Source organism: Spirosoma jeollabukense, from assembly GCF_054777855.1.
The window spans coordinates 424,252-442,094 of sequence record NZ_BAAHAD010000001.1 but is presented as its reverse complement, the minus strand read 5'-3'; the positions used below and the strand labels follow the sequence as shown (position 1 = coordinate 442,094).

Here is a 17,843-nt window from a genome sequence, read left to right as displayed (position 1 = left end):
TGCTCACACCAGTTAGCTATTGATCCCCAGGTGCTGTTGCCAGTACGTTGTCAGGAAGAGGTTATACGGATCGCGTTGGGCACGTAGCGCCAGCACGTCATCCCATTTCGGATATAGGCTGCGAAGATACGATACGCCCTGAGCACCGTCTGGAGCTGGCAAGAATTTACCCCAATGCGGCCGGAAATCAAACGGAGCCAGTAGTTCCCAGAATTGTTGATAATACCCTTCTGGCGTGCCGTCGGTATTGTTGGCAAACCAGAACACATCAATCCGAATGACGTCGGTATTGTAGGCGGGACTCATCCAGAAATCACTTTTGCGACCCGCGTAAATTTCGCAGCAGAACGTGCCGGCCCGCTCGGGGTGGCTGGCGTCGGCATAAAAATCACGCAGCGTCGTCATGACGGCTTCGGTTTTGTCGAGTGGAATCCAGAGTTCCGTAAACCAGACCGGAAACAGTTGATCGCTCATCTGATTGTCCATCGGCAGGATCTCCCACCACACGTCGGTAAACGGCTGAACGGGCGTTGGCAACGTAACAAAAATATCGAGGATGCGCTCCATGATGGCGGGCTGAAGTTTTTTCCCCGCATCAATCAATATGGCCTCCAATATTTTATCACCTCCTGTGAGTTCACCTACCCAGGTTTGCCACCGCCCAAGCGCCGTAAAAATGATATCAGCTCCCGCCGTAGCGATGGTTGGTGATCCAAAAATATAGGGCACTTCTTTGTAGGGAACGGGGAAGACGGCGGGTTCGTTGGCGGGGTCCGTGCGGTTCGCCTGCCAGACGACCATGCGTTCCATACCCGGCTGAGGCCACCAGATTATACGGCTGTATTCACCCTTATGCTGTTGCGGATCGGGCAGGCCCCGGAAGAAATTAGCCAGACTAAGCCGTTTGGCATCGCCTGGCCCGAACAGGTCAATGCTGCAATCAGTAGGGGTGCTCACGGTTTCAGTGCCGGTAATATCGAAGGTCGGTTCGCACTGAAACACGACCTCGGTTACGATGCCCAGTAGGCCCCGGTGTGCAAACGCCAGTGCATAAAATGGATCATCGGGATTGTCGGGAGTTGGGCGTGTATACGTATTGGTTTCTACACCATTAGGTCCGTGGTTCATGATGCGTACCGAAACAACAGCACTCTCGAACGAATACAAGACCGAGCCGCCTGACGAGCCAGTCGCCATAAACCCGCCGACCGTCTGATGACTAATACCGCCTAAATCGGGCAATGCCCAGCCGGTAGAACCGATGCGTCGGCCTTTGTTAGGACCATCGAGGTAAGTCGGGTCGATCTGGTAAAGCAGCGAATTCTCGATGGTCGAGAGATTGGTCGGGTCGAACGGATCGTAGCCAAGATGGCAACCAGCCTGCACGCTTACAAGGCCAGTTGTTGCGTTGAAGGTAACATTGGCTAAGTACGCCAGAATGATAAACAGCGAGTTAGGCGATGCTTCTTCCTGGCCAATAAGCGGAAAGGAGTGGGCCGCCCCGCGCACAACTACTTTCAGGTTTTGCTGGCAGGCGTATTGCAACAGCGTCGAAATATTATCTTCGGTTTTTGGCAGGTAATACGTTATGTTGTCAATCTGTTTGGTTTCGATTGTACTGATATCGATCATGACTGGATGGATTTTGTTAAAGAGGTGAACAGATAGTAAAGAGTCGGAGGTCAGAACTTTACCCGGAGTCTGAACGATATACATTAAGTTTAGATAGACTTGTCAAGCGCCCGATCGTGCTTCCTGCAAAAAACCTTTAGGTCGGCTTCGGCGTTATCGGCGAAAGTTAATGTCAACTCAGGAAACGGTTCTCATGGCAGACAGTATTAAAACGGCGCTCATTACGGGCGGCTCGAAAGGCATTGGTTACGGCATTGCCGAAGTACTCATCAACGACGGTATTAAAGTAGCGATCACCAGTCGCTCATCGGTAGCGGCCGAATTAGCTGCGGCTAAACTCAACGAACTTAAACCCGGTTATGCGCTGGGACTTGCCGCCGATGTGCGGGATCTGGCATCGCAGCAAAAAGCGGTCGATACCGTGTTGACACAGTGGGGTAGGCTGGATTACGTCATTGCCAACGCGGGCGTCGGGCATTTTGCGTCCATTCAGGAATTGACGCCTGAGCAATGGAATGAAACCATCGACATCAACCTGACGGGTGTGTTCTACACCGCCAAAGCAACGCTGGACGCATTGAAGAAAACGGAAGGGTATTTTATCACCATTGCCAGCCTGGCTGGAACCAATTTCTTCGAAAAAGGAGCCGCCTACAATGCCAGCAAGTTTGGGTTGGTTGGTTTTTCGCAGGCCATCATGCTCGACCTACGTAGTGAAGGCATCAAAGTGACAACGATTATGCCCGGCTCGGTAGCGTCTCACTTTAATGACCACGAACCCAGCGAAAAAGACGCCTGGAAAATTCAGCCCGAAGACATCGGCCAGATCGTCGCCGACCTCATTCATATGCCTGCCCGCACCTTGCCCAGCAAAATTGAAGTTCGTCCGACACGACCGGGTGGGAAATAGGAAGTTAGTCTGATAAACCAGTCATTGACAAAACCTTACTAGGTGAAAGTGAAGATTCATTTTCGGTTAGTGAGGTTTTGCCGTTTATCCCAAAAGGTTGATTATCATTTAGAAATAAGCTTATCTTGGTGCTAAAGATAATTTCTTGTAAGAATCCAATATGAAAAAAGTTACCGTTTACCTATCGATGCTGCTGGCCTGGCTGGTGACAGATAGCGCGTATTCACAAACCAAATTAGTTGAGAAAGTAACCCGGAAAGGGAATGAACTCCTGATTCCCTTTGAGAAATACGTATTGCCCAATGGCCTGACGCTGATCGTTTCTGAAGACCATTCCGATCCCATCGTGCATGTCGACGTAACGTATCATGTGGGATCAGCCCGGGAGGAAATCGGCAAGTCGGGGTTTGCTCACTTTTTCGAGCATATGATGTTTCAGGGGTCCGACCACGTCGCCGACGATGAACATTTCAAGATCGTGACCGAGTCGGGCGGTACGTTGAACGGGTCTACCAACCGTGATCGTACGAACTACTTCGAAACGCTGCCGAGCAACCAGCTCGAACGGGCGATCTGGCTCGAAGCCGACCGCATGGGGTTTCTGCTGGATGCGGTGTCGCAGAAAAAATTCGAGAATCAGCGGGCAACTGTCAAGAACGAACGGGGCCAGAACTACGACAACCGCCCCTATGGGCTGGCGGGTGAGTACGTGGCTAAAAACCTGTTTCCCTACGGTCATCCGTACTCATGGCTAACCATCGGTTACATTGAAGACCTGAACCGGGTTAATGTAAACGATCTGAAAAACTTTTTCCTGCGGTGGTACGGTCCTAATAATGCGGTGCTGACCATTGGAGGGGACGTAACGCCGAAGCAGGTGCTACCGTTAGTTGAGAAATATTTTGGCAGTATTCCGCGCGGGCCTGAAGTGACCAAAACGCAGGTACCGACACCCGTTTTAGACAAAGACCGCTATGTATCCTACGAGGACAATGTGCGGTTTCCCATGCTTCAGATGGTCTTTCCAACGGTGCCGAATTTCCACCCCGACGAAGCTGCTCTCGATGCGCTGGCCGAGATTCTGGGCGGGGGTAAGAGTTCGCTGTTCTACAAGAACTTTGTGAAAAATCAACTGGCCGTTCAGGCAAATGCGTCGCATCCGGCAACGGAACTGGCCGGTCAGTTTGCCCTAACGGTGCTGCCCTTTCCCGATAAGCGGTTAGACAGCACGGAGGCTATCATTCGCCGGACAATGGCTGAATTTGAACGGCGGGGCGTTACGGACGACGACATTGCGCAGGTGGCTGCCACGCGGGAGGCTCAATTGATTGAAGGGCTGTCCAGCGTGTCCGGAAAAGTATCGCAATTGGCTCAGTTTCAGACTTTACTTGGTGAGCCGAACTACCTGCCACAGGAGCTTAAACGCTACCGGGATGTTACGAAAGCCGACGTAATGCGTGTATACAATCAGTATATCAAAGGGAAGCATGCAGTGATTCTGACGGTTTACCCGAAGGGAAAAGCGGAGATCGTGGCCAAACCCGACAACTACACTGTTTCGACGGCGGGCTACAAAGCACCTGATTATGGCTACAATGGCTTGACCTACGCCAAAGCGAAAGATTCGTTCGACCGGAGCAAAAAGCCGGGTCCCGGTCCTAATCCAGCCCTGAAAGTGCCACCGTTCTGGACCGATAAACTGCCCAACGGCCTGAAGGTTATTGGCACCCGTAACGACGAAATTCCGACTGTAACGATGTTGTTCACCATCAAAGGGGGACATTTATTGTCGGCCAACGAACCGTCGAAAGCGGGTATTGCGCAACTAACGGCTGCGCTGATGAACGAAGCTACTCAACATTATTCCAACGAAGAACTGAACGTGAAACTGGAGAAATTAGGGGCCAGTATCAGTGTTCGGGCGGGCACCGAGGATATTAACATCACGGTTGAGTCAATGACCAGGAATCTGGATTCGACCCTGGCCTTGGTTGGGGAGAAACTCCTGCACCCCAAGTTTTCGCCCGACGATTTCGACCGGCTTAAGAAGCAGCAACTGGAACTCATTGCCAACCAAAGCACGCAGCCAGTCGTCATTGCCAATAAAGCCTACAACCAGTTGCTCTATGGGTCCGGTAACATCCGGTCGATTCCGGTGAGTGGTACGGCTAAAACGGTGGAATCCATCACACTCGACGATGTGAAGGTGTTTTACCAGAACTACGTATCGCCATCGGTGACGAACCTGGTGATTGTGGGTGACGTGGAACAGGCGGCTGTATTACCCAAGCTGACGTTCCTGAACAAATGGGCCGCCAAACCGGTAACGATGCCAAAGCCCGTGTCGACAAAAAAGATTGATAAAACGCGTATCTATCTGATTGATAAGGAGAAAGCGGCTCAGTCGGAAATTCGGATTGGCTACCTGACGGATATGCCTTTCGACGCCACAGGCGAATACTATCGGACAGGGCTGGCTAATTACATACTTGGCGGGGCTTTCAGCAGCCGTATCAACATGAATCTGCGCGAAGACAAAGGCTGGACCTACGGCGCTCGGTCGGGATTTTCGAGTACGAAAACGCCCGGTCCCTTTACGGCGCAGGCGGGCGTCAAAGCAGCCGCTACCGATAGCTCGGTGGTGGAATTTGTCAAAGAAATTACCAACTACGGTAAAACGGGGATTACTGATTCGGAACTGACGTTCGTGAAAAGCTCCCTCGGTCAGGTTGACGCACTGAAATATGAGACATCCCTACAGAAAGCGTTTTTCCTGAGTCGCATTATTGACTATGATTTACCGAAAAATTTTGTGGAACAGCAGAGCGCGATCCTCAAAAATATCACGAAGGAGGAGATCAACGCCATTGCCCGGAAACACCTGCCGGTCAGCAATATGATTATCGCTGTAATTGGCGATAAAACGCTTATTAAACCCGGTTTAGAGCGCCTGGGTTATGAAATCGTTGAGCTAGACAAGGAAGGTAATCCGGCAACTACAGCTACCACGGCGGCACCCGCTCCCGCTAAAGCCGGGTCTTCGTCGGACAACGCTCCGGCTAAGAAAAAGATGGAGTAAAATGACGTTGGCTTTTCGACAGGCTAAAACAGGATTGAAGCATAAAAAAACTGTTTTAGCCTGTCGAAAAAACAAGAATTACCGCTCCGCAAAGAGCTTGATGGCTTCTTCATTTCTCTGCTGATGGGCCAGGGCAGGCGCTGTAAATCCTTTTTCATCCTGAATGGACGTATCGGCTCCGTGATCGAGCATGATTTTTACCAGCGTATTCCGGCCAAACAACGTAGCAAACATCAATGCGGTGCTACCATTGCTATTTTGCCGGTTCAAATCGGCACCATGTTGAATCAATAGCTCGGCAATCTCCTCGTAGCCTTTAAAACAAATACCCATTAGCGCCGTGTTGCCGCTGGCATCCTGTGCGTTTACGTCGGCGTTGGCGTCCAGCAGCGCTTTTGCCGCTTCCATATGACCTCCATAGGTAGCCACGACCAGGGGCGTAAAGCCTTTGTCATTTTTCATGTTAATATCTACGCCCTTGCCAATCAGCTCGTTAAGCTGCGCTACGTCGCCTTTGCGGGCAGCATCGAAAAGGGAATATTCTGGTGGAATTGAATAGAAAGACATACTGAATAGAATATATTTAGTGGCCCTGTGTGAACCAGCGTTCCGAACTGGAAACACTTACTCTATCACCCTTGTTCTGCGACAAATTAACGTTCATAGTAGAACAAAATTGGTTAAAGCCAATGCTTTTGTCCTAACGCACAGATGTTTGCAGGGTACTAAGTAAACTAGAAAAGAAACTCTTTTGGTCGATAATCCATAAACGATTATTTTCCCTTTACGGCATAACTCAGCGCGACCAATACTAACAGCAAGGCTAATGAGCCGAAAGCCGTAGCGAGTGAAAAATGTTGAGCGATAAAACCCAGAGCAGAGGGCCCCGCCAGCATACCGGTATAGCCGATGGTTGTAATGGCTGGTATGCTAACCGTTGGCGCTATGCCCGGCAACCGGCCTGCTTCGCTGAAAAATATAGGAACAATATTAGCCGCGCCCAAACCCAGTAGCACAAAGCCCGCCAATACGCCGGCCACCCAGGGGCTCAGGACGGCAATACCTAATCCGACGGCACCCAGTAGGCTACCAATCACCACGACTGTTTTGCCATTCAGGCGAGCCACTAGTTTATCCCCTACTAACCGCATTATCGCCATAGCGACGGAAAAGGCTGCATAACCCGCCCCCGAAAACGCTGGGTCGACTCCTTTGGTGTCCCGCAAAAAGATGGCACTCCAGTCGAGAATGGCCCCCTCTGCCAGAAAAACGGCAAAGCACATAAAGCCCAGAAATAAGACGCTGCCGCTCAACCAGCCGAACCGCTGGTTGACCTCATCAGACTTTTCAGTTGCAGAGAACGTAGCAATCGCCTGTCGCTCTACCGCTAAAGGAAATAAGTATTTGTATTGAGTTAAGCTAATGACGATCATCAGCACGGCAATACTGACGATGGCATAGACCGGGTTAACTCCCAGCTTAATCAAAAAGCCTAATCCCAGAGACCCGAACAGGCCACCCACACTAAACAGGCCATGTAAGGAGGACATGATGGGCCGTCCGAACAGGTTCTGCACCTGTACGCCATGCGCATTCATGGCTACGTCAATGGTGCCAATGCTTGAACCGAAAATAAATAAGGTTATTGCCATCGCCGTGATGGATTTGAGGATGAGCAGCAACGGCAGAACAATAGCCATGACAAGTGCTGCACAGGCTATGACCACGCGGCTGCCATAGCGGCTTACCAGCCAACCCGAGGTAGGCATCATCACCATGGCCCCACCGCCCAACAGCAGCAGTAACAAGCCGAGGTTGGCGTCGTTCAGGGCTAGGCGATCTTTGGCAAAAGGAACCATCGGTGCCCAACTGGCCATTCCCAGGCCGCAAACCAGAAAAATCAACTGGGTGGCGATGCGGGCCTTTACAATATGTCCTGATGGTATTGCTACATTCATAACGCAGGCGGATTAAACGTATAGAAAGCGTGTGTGCTCAGTGTCGGCCTTAGTTGCCTAGACGGATACGGTTTTTCGCAAACGTACCGGATTTTCGGTCCAATCGCCAAAACAAAATTCAGGGATTCCATGAAATGCTGTTGCCTGGCAGCCCAGAGTCTGGGTAATTTTACCAACGTACTACCACCATCGCAGGTTTGTAAGGATGAAGTTTTCGAACGGTTAGTTAAGCAATCAGAGACGTTTGCTACGTGTGTAGAATCACTTGCAGCGGAGGCTCTACAGGAAGACGTTTATTTCTTTACCCGCTGGGCACCCGCCCCACGACTGATTATAGTTTTTACTCTCTGCGAGCAAAACAAACGGGAGTTCAGTATGTTTGGCTAGCTAACCAACCATACTGAACGATGACCCCAGCAACTGAAAATCAGAAAACTATGCAAACCCGCTGTTGCGTTGTGGGAGGTGGCCCGGCCGGTATGATGCTGGGCTTTCTGCTGGCCCGGTCCGGCGTTGACGTAGTCGTGCTGGAAAAACATAAAGATTTTCTGCGCGATTTTCGGGGAGACACGATCCATCCGTCCACGCTGGAGTTGCTGGTCGAACTCGGTTTACTGGATGAGTTTCTTGAGCTATCCCATCAGGAACTACGTAGCGTTCAGATCACGGCCGATGGACAAACCGTACCCGTCGCTGATTTTTCGCACTTACCGGTGCATTGCCAGTTTATTGCGTTCATGCCACAATGGGATTTCCTGAATTTTATGGCCGAAAAAGGCGAACAATACCCTAGCTTCCACCTGCACATGCAAACGGAAGCGACCAATATTATTGAAGAAAATGGAAAAATAACCGGCGTACGGGCTACTACGCAAGCAGGTGACTTAGTAATCAAGGCTGATTTAGTGGTTGGTACTGACGGCAGACGTTCCACCATCCGGGAAAAGGCGGGGCTGGCCGTTCAGGATTTTGGTGTTCCAATCGATGTATTGTGGATGCGGATTCCCAAAGATCCAGCCACGGGCGAGCAGTCGCTGGGGTATCTGAAATCGGGCCAGTTTATGGTCCTCATTGACCGGAATGATTATTTTCAATGCGGCTTCCTCATTCCAAAAGGTCAGTTTGAGTCAGTTAAACAGCGCGGGCTGGCCGCTTTGCAGGCCGACATTCTGAGTCTGGCTCCTTTTGTCGGCGGGTATGTGAAGGAACTGGATGCGTGGGATAAAATTAGTCTGCTGACCGTCAAGATCGACCGATTGCGGCAATGGTTCAGGCCCGGTTTACTGTGTATTGGCGATGCTGCCCACGCCATGTCGCCAGCCGGTGGTGTAGGCGTTAATCTGGCTGTTCAGGATGCGGTTGCTACGGCAAATCAATTGGTTCCTGCGTTCCAAAACGGACAGGTAACGGTCGATACGTTGGCGCGCATCCAGCGACGGCGGCAGTGGCCGGTTCGCGTTATTCAGGCGGGGCAGATTTTTATTCATAAGCGGCTAATCAATGCGTCGGTAAGCGACCCTTCAACTATTCCGCCGTTCATTCTCTGGCTGTTCCGACACATTCCTGCTTTTCGGCGATTACCCGCTCGCCTGATCGGCATGGGTCCGCGCCCCGAACACATTCGCATTACGCCTAAACAAGCTTAATCCGGCTGTGATGGCAGTTTCTCCAACCCATTTCCTTTGCGTTTCAGTCGGTAGGTGAGGCCAACTACTACGTTGTTTTTGCCGGAAGCCATTTGTGGGGTAAACACGCCACTTTCGAACGTAGCGGGATTGTAGTTCGTCTGATTAACGACGCCAAGCTGAAGAATCCATTGCTTATCGAGCTGATAGCCAATGCCGGCGTAGAACCGGTTTCGCTCAAATGTGGGACCGATTGGGTTGAGGAAAATCTCGTCGTAAACGGATAGAAAAACGGTTTTGTCGGTGATGGTTCGGTTGTTGATCGGCACAAATGCATTCAGCCGATAACGGATACGGTTGCGGTAAGGCGTTGTGCCATCGCGATACGTAAACCACCGTTGCTCGACCCGGTACCGGTGTTCAAATTTTATGCGGGATAGGTACTGATTGATAATCAGCTGTTCCCACAACCGCTTCTCGGTATTTAGCGGTCCAGCCGATAAATCCTGATAATCATACGTAGCGTAATGCCCACCGGCTACCATCAGGGAAAAATTACGATCAACGTCATAGCTGACTCCGGCCTTCAATTCATTATAAAAATACTGTCTGAACAGGCCATTGCTACGGGCCTGTATTTCGGCGAATCCACCCCATTTTTTCTCGCCAGTTGGCAGTTGAATCGTGCCAATCAGCCAGGTTCCCCAGGGCGTTGTGGGGGTAAGCGATGTTTGGGCGAGGGTCTGGCTGAAGGTATAGACAGATAGGGAAGCAATCAGGCAGAGGGTAAATCGGAAGCGGTTCACAAAGAAAACTTAATACGGTCCTGCAAAGCTACAGGATGTTAATAAGCTGTGACCTACATCTGCGTGGAGTTAACAATTTGATAATCTACCTGGACGTCTATTAATAATTGCGTAACATTAACCACGTGACAAGGGGGCTAACTCGTCCTGATACCAGATCGCCTAATTACCTTTCCCTCAATTCATTCCGTGAAATTTGCATTGAGTAATTTATATTACCTACCTTATCGGCATAGCTATAAACTCATCACCTGAAATTCCTCCCATAAGCTTATGAAATTTCTAGTCATCCAACGAACGATGTTGCTGCTGAGCCTTTCGGCCAGTATTAGCGTACTGGCAGCTGGTCCGGCTCCAAAACCAGCCGTCGATCGTAAATACACGATTGAGCAATTCATGAAAACCATTCGCTTTGGTGGCGCCGACATTTCGCCGGATGAGGAGCGGGTGCTGTACAGCAGCAACCAGGATGGGGTGTTCAATCTGTACGAAATTCCGTTTGGTGGTACTGGCCAGCCCAAACAACTGACGTTCTCGAAAACCAATGCCATCTTCGCAATTGGCTATTTGCCCGACGGCCGCATCCTCTACAGCAGCGATCAGGGCGGTAATGAGTTGAACCACATCTACCTTCGTGAGAAAGATGGCGCTGTATCGGATCTGACACCAGCCGAAAAAGCGAAATTTCAGTTTGGGGGCCCGAGTTATGATCGGAAAAGTTTCTTCTATCAGTCGAACCAACGTAACAAAGCCGCTTTCGATCTGTATGAAATGGATATGGCGACGATGAAGCCCAAACTGATTTTTGAAAATCCGGGCGGTTTCTTTCCGGGCGATGTATCACCTGATAAGCAGTACGTTGCGCTGACCAAAACGACTACAACGGCCAACAGTGACACGTATCTGTATGATACAAAAACAAAAGAAACCAAACTGTTGACCAAGCATACGGGTGAGGTGAAAAACGGCCCGGATGGGTTTACACCTGACGGTAAAAAGCTACTGATTTCGACAGATGAAGGCAATGAGTTTTCGTACGTGAAAGCCTACGATCTGGCAACGGGACAGAGTACAGTACTCGACAAAGCCCAGTGGGATATAGTTGCTGATTACCTTTCTTACAAAGGCCGCTATCGGGTATTGATGGTTAATAACGACGCCCGAACGGAACTGAAAATTATTGACACCAAATCCAGTCAGGCGGTTAAGTTGCCAGCCTTACCCGGTGGCGACGTAACGGGCGTCACGATTGCGGACAGTGAAGGCAAGATGATTTTCTTTGTCAATAGCTCGAATTCACCGGCAACGTTGTATTCGTATGATTTTAAGTCGGGTAAAGCAACGCCTTTGGTACGTGGTTTGAACCCCGAAATCAACGCGGAGGATCTGGTGTCGGGCGAAGTGATCCGGTATAAATCGTTCGACGGGATGGACATTCCGGCACTGCTCTACAAGCCTAAAGACGCCAAATCCGGCGACAGGCTTCCGGCAATCCTGTCGATTCACGGTGGACCGGGCGGACAAACCCGGCTGACGTATTCGCCCCTGGTTCAATACCTGGTCAACAGTGGCTACGTTGTACTGGCCGTCAATAACCGGGGCAGTTCGGGCTATGGGAAAACGTTTTATGCCGCTGATGACCGCAAACATGGTGACGCTGACCTCAAAGATTGCGTTGAATCGAAGAAATTTCTGACTGGCACTGGCTACGTTGACCCCGCTAAAATTGGTATTATGGGCGGGTCGTATGGTGGTTATATGACGCTGGCAGGTCTGACGTTCACGCCCGATGATTTTGCCGTGGGTGTCGATATTTTCGGCGTGGCCAACTGGCTCCGCACCCTCAACAGTATGCCCGAGTGGTGGGGGCCACAGCGTGATGCGATGTTCAAGGAAATTGGTCATCCCAAAACAGATTCAGTGGCTTTGTACAACAAATCGCCCCTGTTTCATACCAAACGTATCAAAAAACCGCTACTGGTAATTCAGGGCGCCAACGACCCGCGCGTACTGAAAATAGAATCAGACGAGATTGTCGCGAATGTAAAGAAGAACGGGGTGCCGGTTGAGTACGTTACATTCCCCGACGAGGGACATGGTTTTGTCAAAAAGGAAAACGAAATTACGGCTTACAAAGCCGTTCGCGAATTTCTGGATAAGTACCTGAAAGGCACGCGTCAATAAGGCGGTTAGGCGGTTAGGCGGTTCGGCGTAGTCTCTGACTACGTTGTAGCGATATCCGGTCTCTGACCGGTAATAAAGTACTTGGATTCCGGTCGGAGACCGGATATCGCTACAACGTAGTCAAAGACTACGCCGAACCGTTTACCGTTCACTTAACTTTCATAAACACTTCCTGTCCGTTTAATTTAATACCCGTTACATTGGTTTCGCCTTCGTACTGAAGCGCCAGTCGATGGCCATCTCTGGCGATGAACTGTTTGGCTGTTTGCGGAATAATTTCGGTTAGATTGTTTTCCCAATCCGGTTTAACGTAGAAGCGGCCCCTGGTCACTACGTTCAGCCAGACGTTTCGTGGTGCATGCCGACGGTAATGAATGACACCTGCCGATAGCATAATCAGGCCCAGACACACGGCTGCGATGGGCTTTAGTGTTGGCTAAGCTGGGTGTACCACGGAACAAGTAAACCGATGGTACTGGCCAGTTCGGTCACGCCCATCATCCATTAGTTTACTTCTTGGGCATGGCGGCTGTCATCGTCATTTCAACACTGGCCCCAAAGACCAGTTTGGCCACGCCCACTGTTGTTCGGGCGGGGTAATTCCCTTCCTTGAAAAATTGTTTATAGACGGTATTCATCTTGGCAAAATCGTCCATGTTGCTCAGGTATACCGTTACACTCACGACGTCATCAAGCGAGGCACCGGCGTCCTCCAGTACCGTTTTGATATTTTGAATGGTTTGTTTGGTTTCGGCCTCGACCCCTCCCTCCACGACTTTGCTTGTTTGCGGATCTGTGCCCACTTGCCCGGACACAAACAGCAATCCATTGCTGATAACGCCCAGGCTAAACGGGTAGGGCGAGGAAGTAGCCGCAGCTTTTCGGGGCTTAACGATCTGCTTGTGCTGCGCTACACCGGAAAGACTGGCACCAAGGATGAGGAAGGAAATCAGGAAGTACTTCATGAGGGAATTGGGTTGAATTGATTATAAACAGGCGAATTGATTCTGATAGTCCGGGTAAAATCCCGTGTTTTTGATTGGCTCCCATCCGGAAAAATGGCTGATCAACGCTGGTATTTTCCGAAACTGCCTTAGGCCGACGATTAGGAGAACAGGAATCAGCCAGCGTAACCGTTTTTTCATGCAGCCATGATGATAAGCAGGAGGGAAGTGCATAAAAATAAGCACTGTAGTCGAATCTCTATAGGTTTACTTTCTTCATACAACTTTTGTCTCAAAAAGTACAAAGAATACGTTTCCCCTGGCGATGAAGCCGCCGAAAGCCAATAAATTTACCGTGCTGTAAGGTAGGTAGCAACCTGCGTTACTCAACTATCAACGTATCACCAAGTTAACATGAAACATAGTCTACTTTTTATCGCCATTTTCTTCGGTTGGAGTGCTTGCCAGGCTCAGGTTGTGACGAATACGCAAACCGCATCGGACAGTATTATGATCACGATTTTTCTGAAGCATCAGCAGGATAAAAGCCTGAAACAGATTCAGGAAATACAGAATCAGAATAAGTTTCTGGAGATGTTTCCGCCCAAAGAAGCACGGGTTGTGTCCTGGTACGTGATGATGGGCATTGGGCAGGTGGTGACGGTAAAGATTCCCGCCAAAAGTCTCAGAGCCCTGAATCTGACGATTGAAAATGGGGCCTGGGGTGCCTATAATACGGAGTTCTACCCGACTTACGACTTCGTCCCCGTCTGGCAAAACGCCATAAAAAGTAAGAAATAAAGTGGTCAGAGGGCGCTGAGGTCAGGTTATAGCCTGATCCAGCGTACGTAGTAGCCTACTTTTCAGGCATTAGTCCCCACACGATTCGGTGTATCTGGGCTACTGAACACACCTGCCTATCGTGGCTTTTCTACAGGCGCTCAGCACGTTCTACAACTGGTTATGGCTATTGAAACTACTACTGGTCTTGATGCTGACCAGCGTTTTGGTGTGGCTAACGTATCAATTTGGAGTGTGTAATACGTGGCCAAGCGTTTTAATTAAATGCAAGGGGATTCCCACGTTCAGTGAAATAGCCAACCTCCCAAAGCTCTAAAATTTCCTTAACGTTTTACTGATCGCAGCTTTCTGTAAGCTCGTTCACGCGGATTAGAATAGATACTTGTAATATTATTTGTATATATAATTTTCTTGCATATTTTTGTTTGAAAATTAAGCGCAGGTAATCACCATAACGTATGGATTCAGCTAATCAGGAATTTTTACGGGGAACACTTAAGACGATTGTTCTTCAGTTGCTGGCTCAGCAGGGACGAATGTACGGCTATGAAATCACGCAGGCCGTCGAAGACCGTACCGGGGGCGAACTGACGCTCACCTTTGGTGCACTTTATCCGGTGCTCCACAAACTGGAAGACGAGGGCTTATTGATTACAGAAAGTCAGGAGGTTGATGGGCGACTCCGTAAGTATTACCGGCTTACTCCAACAGGAAGTGAGACCGCTGTACGAAAAGCCGGTGAATTTGACCGGTTTATTCAACTCATGCGCCTGCTTATCAGGCCTTCGCCGGATGTGGTCTTCGGACACTAATTGATGGCCATTCTTTATTCATTCGCTCCCTTTCTTATTTATGAACAAACTGTCTCGCGATCAACTCGACCACTTAGCGCAACAGATTCAGCAAACCAGGCCGCATCAGGCGCTGCAAGCCGAACTGCTGGACCATATAGCCTCCCTGATTGAACAGCGCCTGGATCAGGGTCAGGAGTTTTCAGTGGCTTTTGATCAGGTCATGCAGCAGGCCAATCCGCATGCACTGGCCCAGTTGAAACAACTGTATCTTAGGGAGTTTACTAGTAGGTCTTCGCAAGCTATGGCGGTTGCCCTGCGAGGTAGGTCACGGGCCCAACGACGTCCGGCAACCAGACCTTTTCAATACATGCTGCTCTCCAGCGTACTCACCTTTCTGCTATTGATGGGTTTTCTGATCCTGGTTAGTCGACCGCTCGCTGTGCCAATAGGGGCGTTCCAGACTGCCTGGGGAGCAGGGCTGGCGGGATTGGTGAGTGTGGTTGTCGTTCGGTGGTGGCTGGGCCATAATCGACATAAAACCAGGCGATTGCTGACTGTCTGATCCCGCCTTTACCTGTAAACTGCAAAGTCCTATTCCAACCTAATTCCTTTTTCCGATGATTGTTCACTACTTCACGGTGGCCCGGCGCCACCTGTGGCAAAACTGGCCTGTCAATCTTATTAGCCTGCTGGGACTGTCGGTGGGTTTGGCGAGCGGTTTGGTCATTTTTTTGGTGGTCAACTACATGTTTAGCTTTGATCGCTACCACCCGCACCTGGATCGTACGTACTGGATTGTTACCGACATCAAACGGGAAACAACCATGCAGACCGATGCCGCCCCGCGACCGCTGGCCGATGTGCTCCGGCGCGACTACGCGTTTGTGGAGAGCGCGGTCCGGTTGGAAACTTTCTTTGGCCGTACCCTGAGCGTTCCAAATGGCAAGGGTGGCTGGGTCAAAAAGTTTGCTGAGGCTCGTAATGTCTGCTTTACCGAACCCCAATACGTCGATCTGTTCGGTGTGGAGTGGGTGAGCGGCAACCCGAAGACGGCCCTGGCGGCTCCCAATACAATTGTACTGAGTGAGCGATATGCCCATAAATATTTCGACACGGCACCGGCCCTGGGTAGGACCCTGCGCTTAGACAACCGAACCGACCTGACCGTTACGGGGATTGTCAGGGACCCACCGGCCAATACCCAGCTTCGGTACGACGCGTTCGTCTCGTATGCTACCATTCCGGTATTGGATGGCCCGACCGCCTTGGCCGATTGGCAGGGACTACAGGCGATGTGCTTTGTGCGGTTGCGGGAAGGGACTGATCCTGCTTTGCTTAGCCAAAGCTTAGCGGCCATTCGACGCAGGAATCTGTCGCCCAAGGAAGCTACTCAGTTTGACTATCAGGTTCTGCCCCTGGCCGAACTCAACCATCAACGTAGTGGTACGGCTCCGCGGCCGGTCCTTTATGTCCTGATCGGGGTAGGCATACTGCTGGTTATAGCGGGCTGCATCAACTTTATCAACCTGGCAACGGCCCGAGCGCTGAAACGGGCGCGGGAAGTTGGCGTTCGCAAAGTGATGGGCAGTACACGCTGGCAGTTGGTTGGCCAGTTTATGCTGGAAACGGCCCTGTTGGTGATACTGGCTACGTTCGTCGCCCTCGTACTGACCCAACTTAGCTTGCCGATAGTCAATCAGACGTTGGCGGCTACCATTGAAATGCTACGTCCGGACCTATCCATTGTTGATGTGGTTCAGCGTCAGGCAGATGGGTGGTTTCTGGGGCTTATTATCAGCGTAATCATTTTATCGGGCCTTTATCCAGCGCTCGTGCTGGCCCGTTTCAATCCGGCGAAGGCACTCACCAACAATCCGGCGACTCGGGCTGTAGGTCGGCTAACGATTCGGCAGGGCCTCATTCTGGGACAGTTCGTGTTGATGCAGTTGTTTATCCTGAGCGTGCTGGTCATCACGACGCAGCTTCAGCACATGCAGCGGGCTGAATGGGGTTTTCGCCATGAATCGACACGGGTCGTTTTCCTGCCCCAGCAGCAATCCATTCCCCTGACGCACCTGCGTGAGCAGTGGTTGCAGGTGCCGGGCGTCGAGCAAGTTTCTTTTGGTAGCGACATGCCCGCGTCGCCCCACAACCACCCCAGTCCGTTCAGCTATCACACCGCGACCCAGCCTGAACCCTTTGAAACCCGCATTCGGGCGATTGATGAGCATTACCTGTCGGTTTTCGATTTGTCGCTGGTGGCTGGTCGAAACGTCCGGTCTACCGATACGACGGGGCGCGACGTATTGGTGAATGAAACGCTGGTGAAGCAATTGGGTGTCTCCTCTCCGGCTGCGGTGCTGGGTAAACCCATGCGGGTGAAAGACGTTGACCGGGTTATTGTCGGTGTCGTGCGGGACTTCCGCAGCGGAGATCTGCACCAGCCTATTTTGCCTATGACGCTGATTCACGATCGCCCGCACAGCCGGGTAGCGATGCTGCGCCTGAATTCAACCTACGCCGATCAGGCTGGTCAGGCTATTCAGCAGGTCTGGGACAAGGTACTGCCGGATCAGGTTTATCATGCAGAGAACCTATCAGATCTGATGAATCGCTTTACGGAGCTGGAGCGTTTACTGGCGGGGATGGTCCAGGCGTTCGCGCTGGTGGCGATTGGGCTGAGCTGTCTGGGTCTGTACGGGCTGGTTACGTTTCTGACGGAGGCAAAAGCCAAAGAAATTGGCGTTCGTCGGGTGCTGGGAGCCCGGACGACGCAACTGCTTTGGCTGTTAGGTCGCGAGTTTGGAAAACTACTGGGTCTGGGCTTCTTTGTGGCGGCACCGCTCGGGGCCTGGGTGTTGTCGGGTTGGTTACAGCAGTACACGTATCGAATTTCGGTAAACGGGTGGCTATTGATGGGAACCCTCGTTCTGACCGGCCTGATAACTGCTTTGACTGTCTCTCGCCAGGCACTGAAAGCGGCCCGCACCAATCCGGTTTATTATCTAAGAAGTGAGTAGTCAATTCAATCCGTATTCCCACAGCGTGCTACTCCGTAGCATTCAATTGGTACACACCTTCCCGAAGGTTCAGAACTTTCTGGAAGGTGT

At 50.9% G+C, this 17,843-nt stretch carries 15 protein-coding genes; 9 read left to right on the top strand and 6 right to left on the bottom strand.

What is annotated here, in order from left to right:
* Positions 1–12: 12 nt before the first annotated feature.
* Positions 13–1,632 (bottom strand): D-arabinono-1,4-lactone oxidase, encoded by a 1,620-nt coding sequence (locus ACYVEA_RS01750; protein ID WP_461111585.1) that lies wholly within the window; start codon positions 1,630–1,632, stop codon positions 13–15.
* Positions 1,633–1,825: 193 nt separating this feature from the next.
* Between ACYVEA_RS01750 and ACYVEA_RS01745 the strand changes: the two genes are divergently transcribed.
* Both ACYVEA_RS01745 and ACYVEA_RS01740 read left to right on the top strand, forming a co-directional pair.
* Positions 1,826–2,542, top strand: coding sequence for an SDR family oxidoreductase (locus tag ACYVEA_RS01745; RefSeq protein ID WP_461111584.1), 717 nt, complete (start codon positions 1,826–1,828; stop codon positions 2,540–2,542).
* A 160-nt stretch (positions 2,543–2,702) separates the two neighbouring features.
* Entirely contained in the window at positions 2,703–5,621 is a 2,919-nt protein-coding gene (locus tag ACYVEA_RS01740; RefSeq protein ID WP_461111583.1) for a M16 family metallopeptidase, read from the top strand.
* A gap of 78 nt (positions 5,622–5,699) precedes the next feature.
* Here ACYVEA_RS01740 and ACYVEA_RS01735 read toward each other — a convergent pair whose 3' ends face one another.
* Positions 5,700–6,188, bottom strand: a complete 489-nt coding sequence (locus ACYVEA_RS01735) for an ankyrin repeat domain-containing protein (protein ID WP_461111582.1) — start codon at positions 6,186–6,188, stop codon at positions 5,700–5,702.
* A gap of 206 nt (positions 6,189–6,394) precedes the next feature.
* Positions 6,395–7,579: an MFS transporter gene (locus ACYVEA_RS01730; protein ID WP_461111581.1), complete on the bottom strand. Its 1,185-nt coding sequence runs from the start codon at positions 7,577–7,579 to the stop codon at positions 6,395–6,397.
* A gap of 129 nt (positions 7,580–7,708) precedes the next feature.
* Between ACYVEA_RS01730 and ACYVEA_RS01725 the strand changes: the two genes are divergently transcribed.
* Together ACYVEA_RS01725 and ACYVEA_RS01720 are read left to right on the top strand one after the other, a co-directional pair.
* A complete protein-coding gene (locus ACYVEA_RS01725; protein ID WP_461111580.1) occupies positions 7,709–7,966 on the top strand; it encodes a hypothetical protein in 258 nt (85 codons plus the stop codon).
* Between the two features lie 20 nt (positions 7,967–7,986).
* Positions 7,987–9,225 carry an FAD-dependent oxidoreductase gene (locus ACYVEA_RS01720; RefSeq protein WP_461111579.1) on the top strand — a complete coding sequence of 413 codons (1,239 nt, stop codon included), beginning with the start codon at positions 7,987–7,989 and terminating at the stop codon, positions 9,223–9,225.
* Here the strand turns inward: ACYVEA_RS01720 and ACYVEA_RS01715 are convergent.
* Complete coding sequence (locus tag ACYVEA_RS01715; RefSeq protein ID WP_461111578.1) at positions 9,222–10,010, bottom strand: DUF2490 domain-containing protein; 789 nt, start codon at positions 10,008–10,010, stop codon at positions 9,222–9,224. The two genes, ACYVEA_RS01720 and ACYVEA_RS01715, sit on opposite strands and share 4 nt — an antisense overlap.
* A 273-nt stretch (positions 10,011–10,283) precedes the next feature.
* Between ACYVEA_RS01715 and ACYVEA_RS01710 the strand changes: the two genes are divergently transcribed.
* The gene (locus ACYVEA_RS01710) at positions 10,284–12,194 is read left to right on the top strand and encodes a S9 family peptidase (protein ID WP_461111577.1); all 1,911 of its coding nucleotides are present in this window, start codon (positions 10,284–10,286) and stop codon (positions 12,192–12,194) included.
* Positions 12,195–12,342: 148 nt separating this feature from the next.
* Here the strand turns inward: ACYVEA_RS01710 and ACYVEA_RS01705 are convergent, their stop codons facing one another.
* Positions 12,343–12,588, bottom strand: a complete 246-nt coding sequence (locus tag ACYVEA_RS01705) for a hypothetical protein (RefSeq protein ID WP_461111576.1) — start codon at positions 12,586–12,588, stop codon at positions 12,343–12,345.
* 115 nt (positions 12,589–12,703) lie between these two features.
* Positions 12,704–13,159 carry a RidA family protein gene (locus tag ACYVEA_RS01700; protein WP_461111575.1) on the bottom strand — a complete coding sequence of 152 codons (456 nt, stop codon included), beginning with the start codon at positions 13,157–13,159 and terminating at the stop codon, positions 12,704–12,706.
* 393 nt (positions 13,160–13,552) lie between these two features.
* Between ACYVEA_RS01700 and ACYVEA_RS01695 the strand changes: the two genes are divergently transcribed.
* The 4 genes from ACYVEA_RS01695 to ACYVEA_RS01680 all read left to right on the top strand — a co-directional run bounded on the left by ACYVEA_RS01695 (position 13,553) and on the right by ACYVEA_RS01680 (position 17,753).
* Entirely contained in the window at positions 13,553–13,939 is a 387-nt protein-coding gene (locus ACYVEA_RS01695) for a hypothetical protein (protein ID WP_461111574.1), read from the top strand.
* 458 nt (positions 13,940–14,397) lie between these two features.
* Positions 14,398–14,751: a PadR family transcriptional regulator gene (locus ACYVEA_RS01690; protein WP_461111573.1), complete on the top strand. Its 354-nt coding sequence runs from the start codon at positions 14,398–14,400 to the stop codon at positions 14,749–14,751.
* 40 nt (positions 14,752–14,791) lie between these two features.
* A complete protein-coding gene (locus ACYVEA_RS01685; protein WP_461111572.1) occupies positions 14,792–15,295 on the top strand; it encodes a hypothetical protein in 504 nt (167 codons plus the stop codon).
* A 55-nt stretch (positions 15,296–15,350) separates the two neighbouring features.
* The gene (locus ACYVEA_RS01680) at positions 15,351–17,753 is read left to right on the top strand and encodes an ABC transporter permease (RefSeq protein ID WP_461111571.1); all 2,403 of its coding nucleotides are present in this window, start codon (positions 15,351–15,353) and stop codon (positions 17,751–17,753) included.
* The last annotated feature ends 90 nt before the right edge of the window (positions 17,754–17,843 follow it).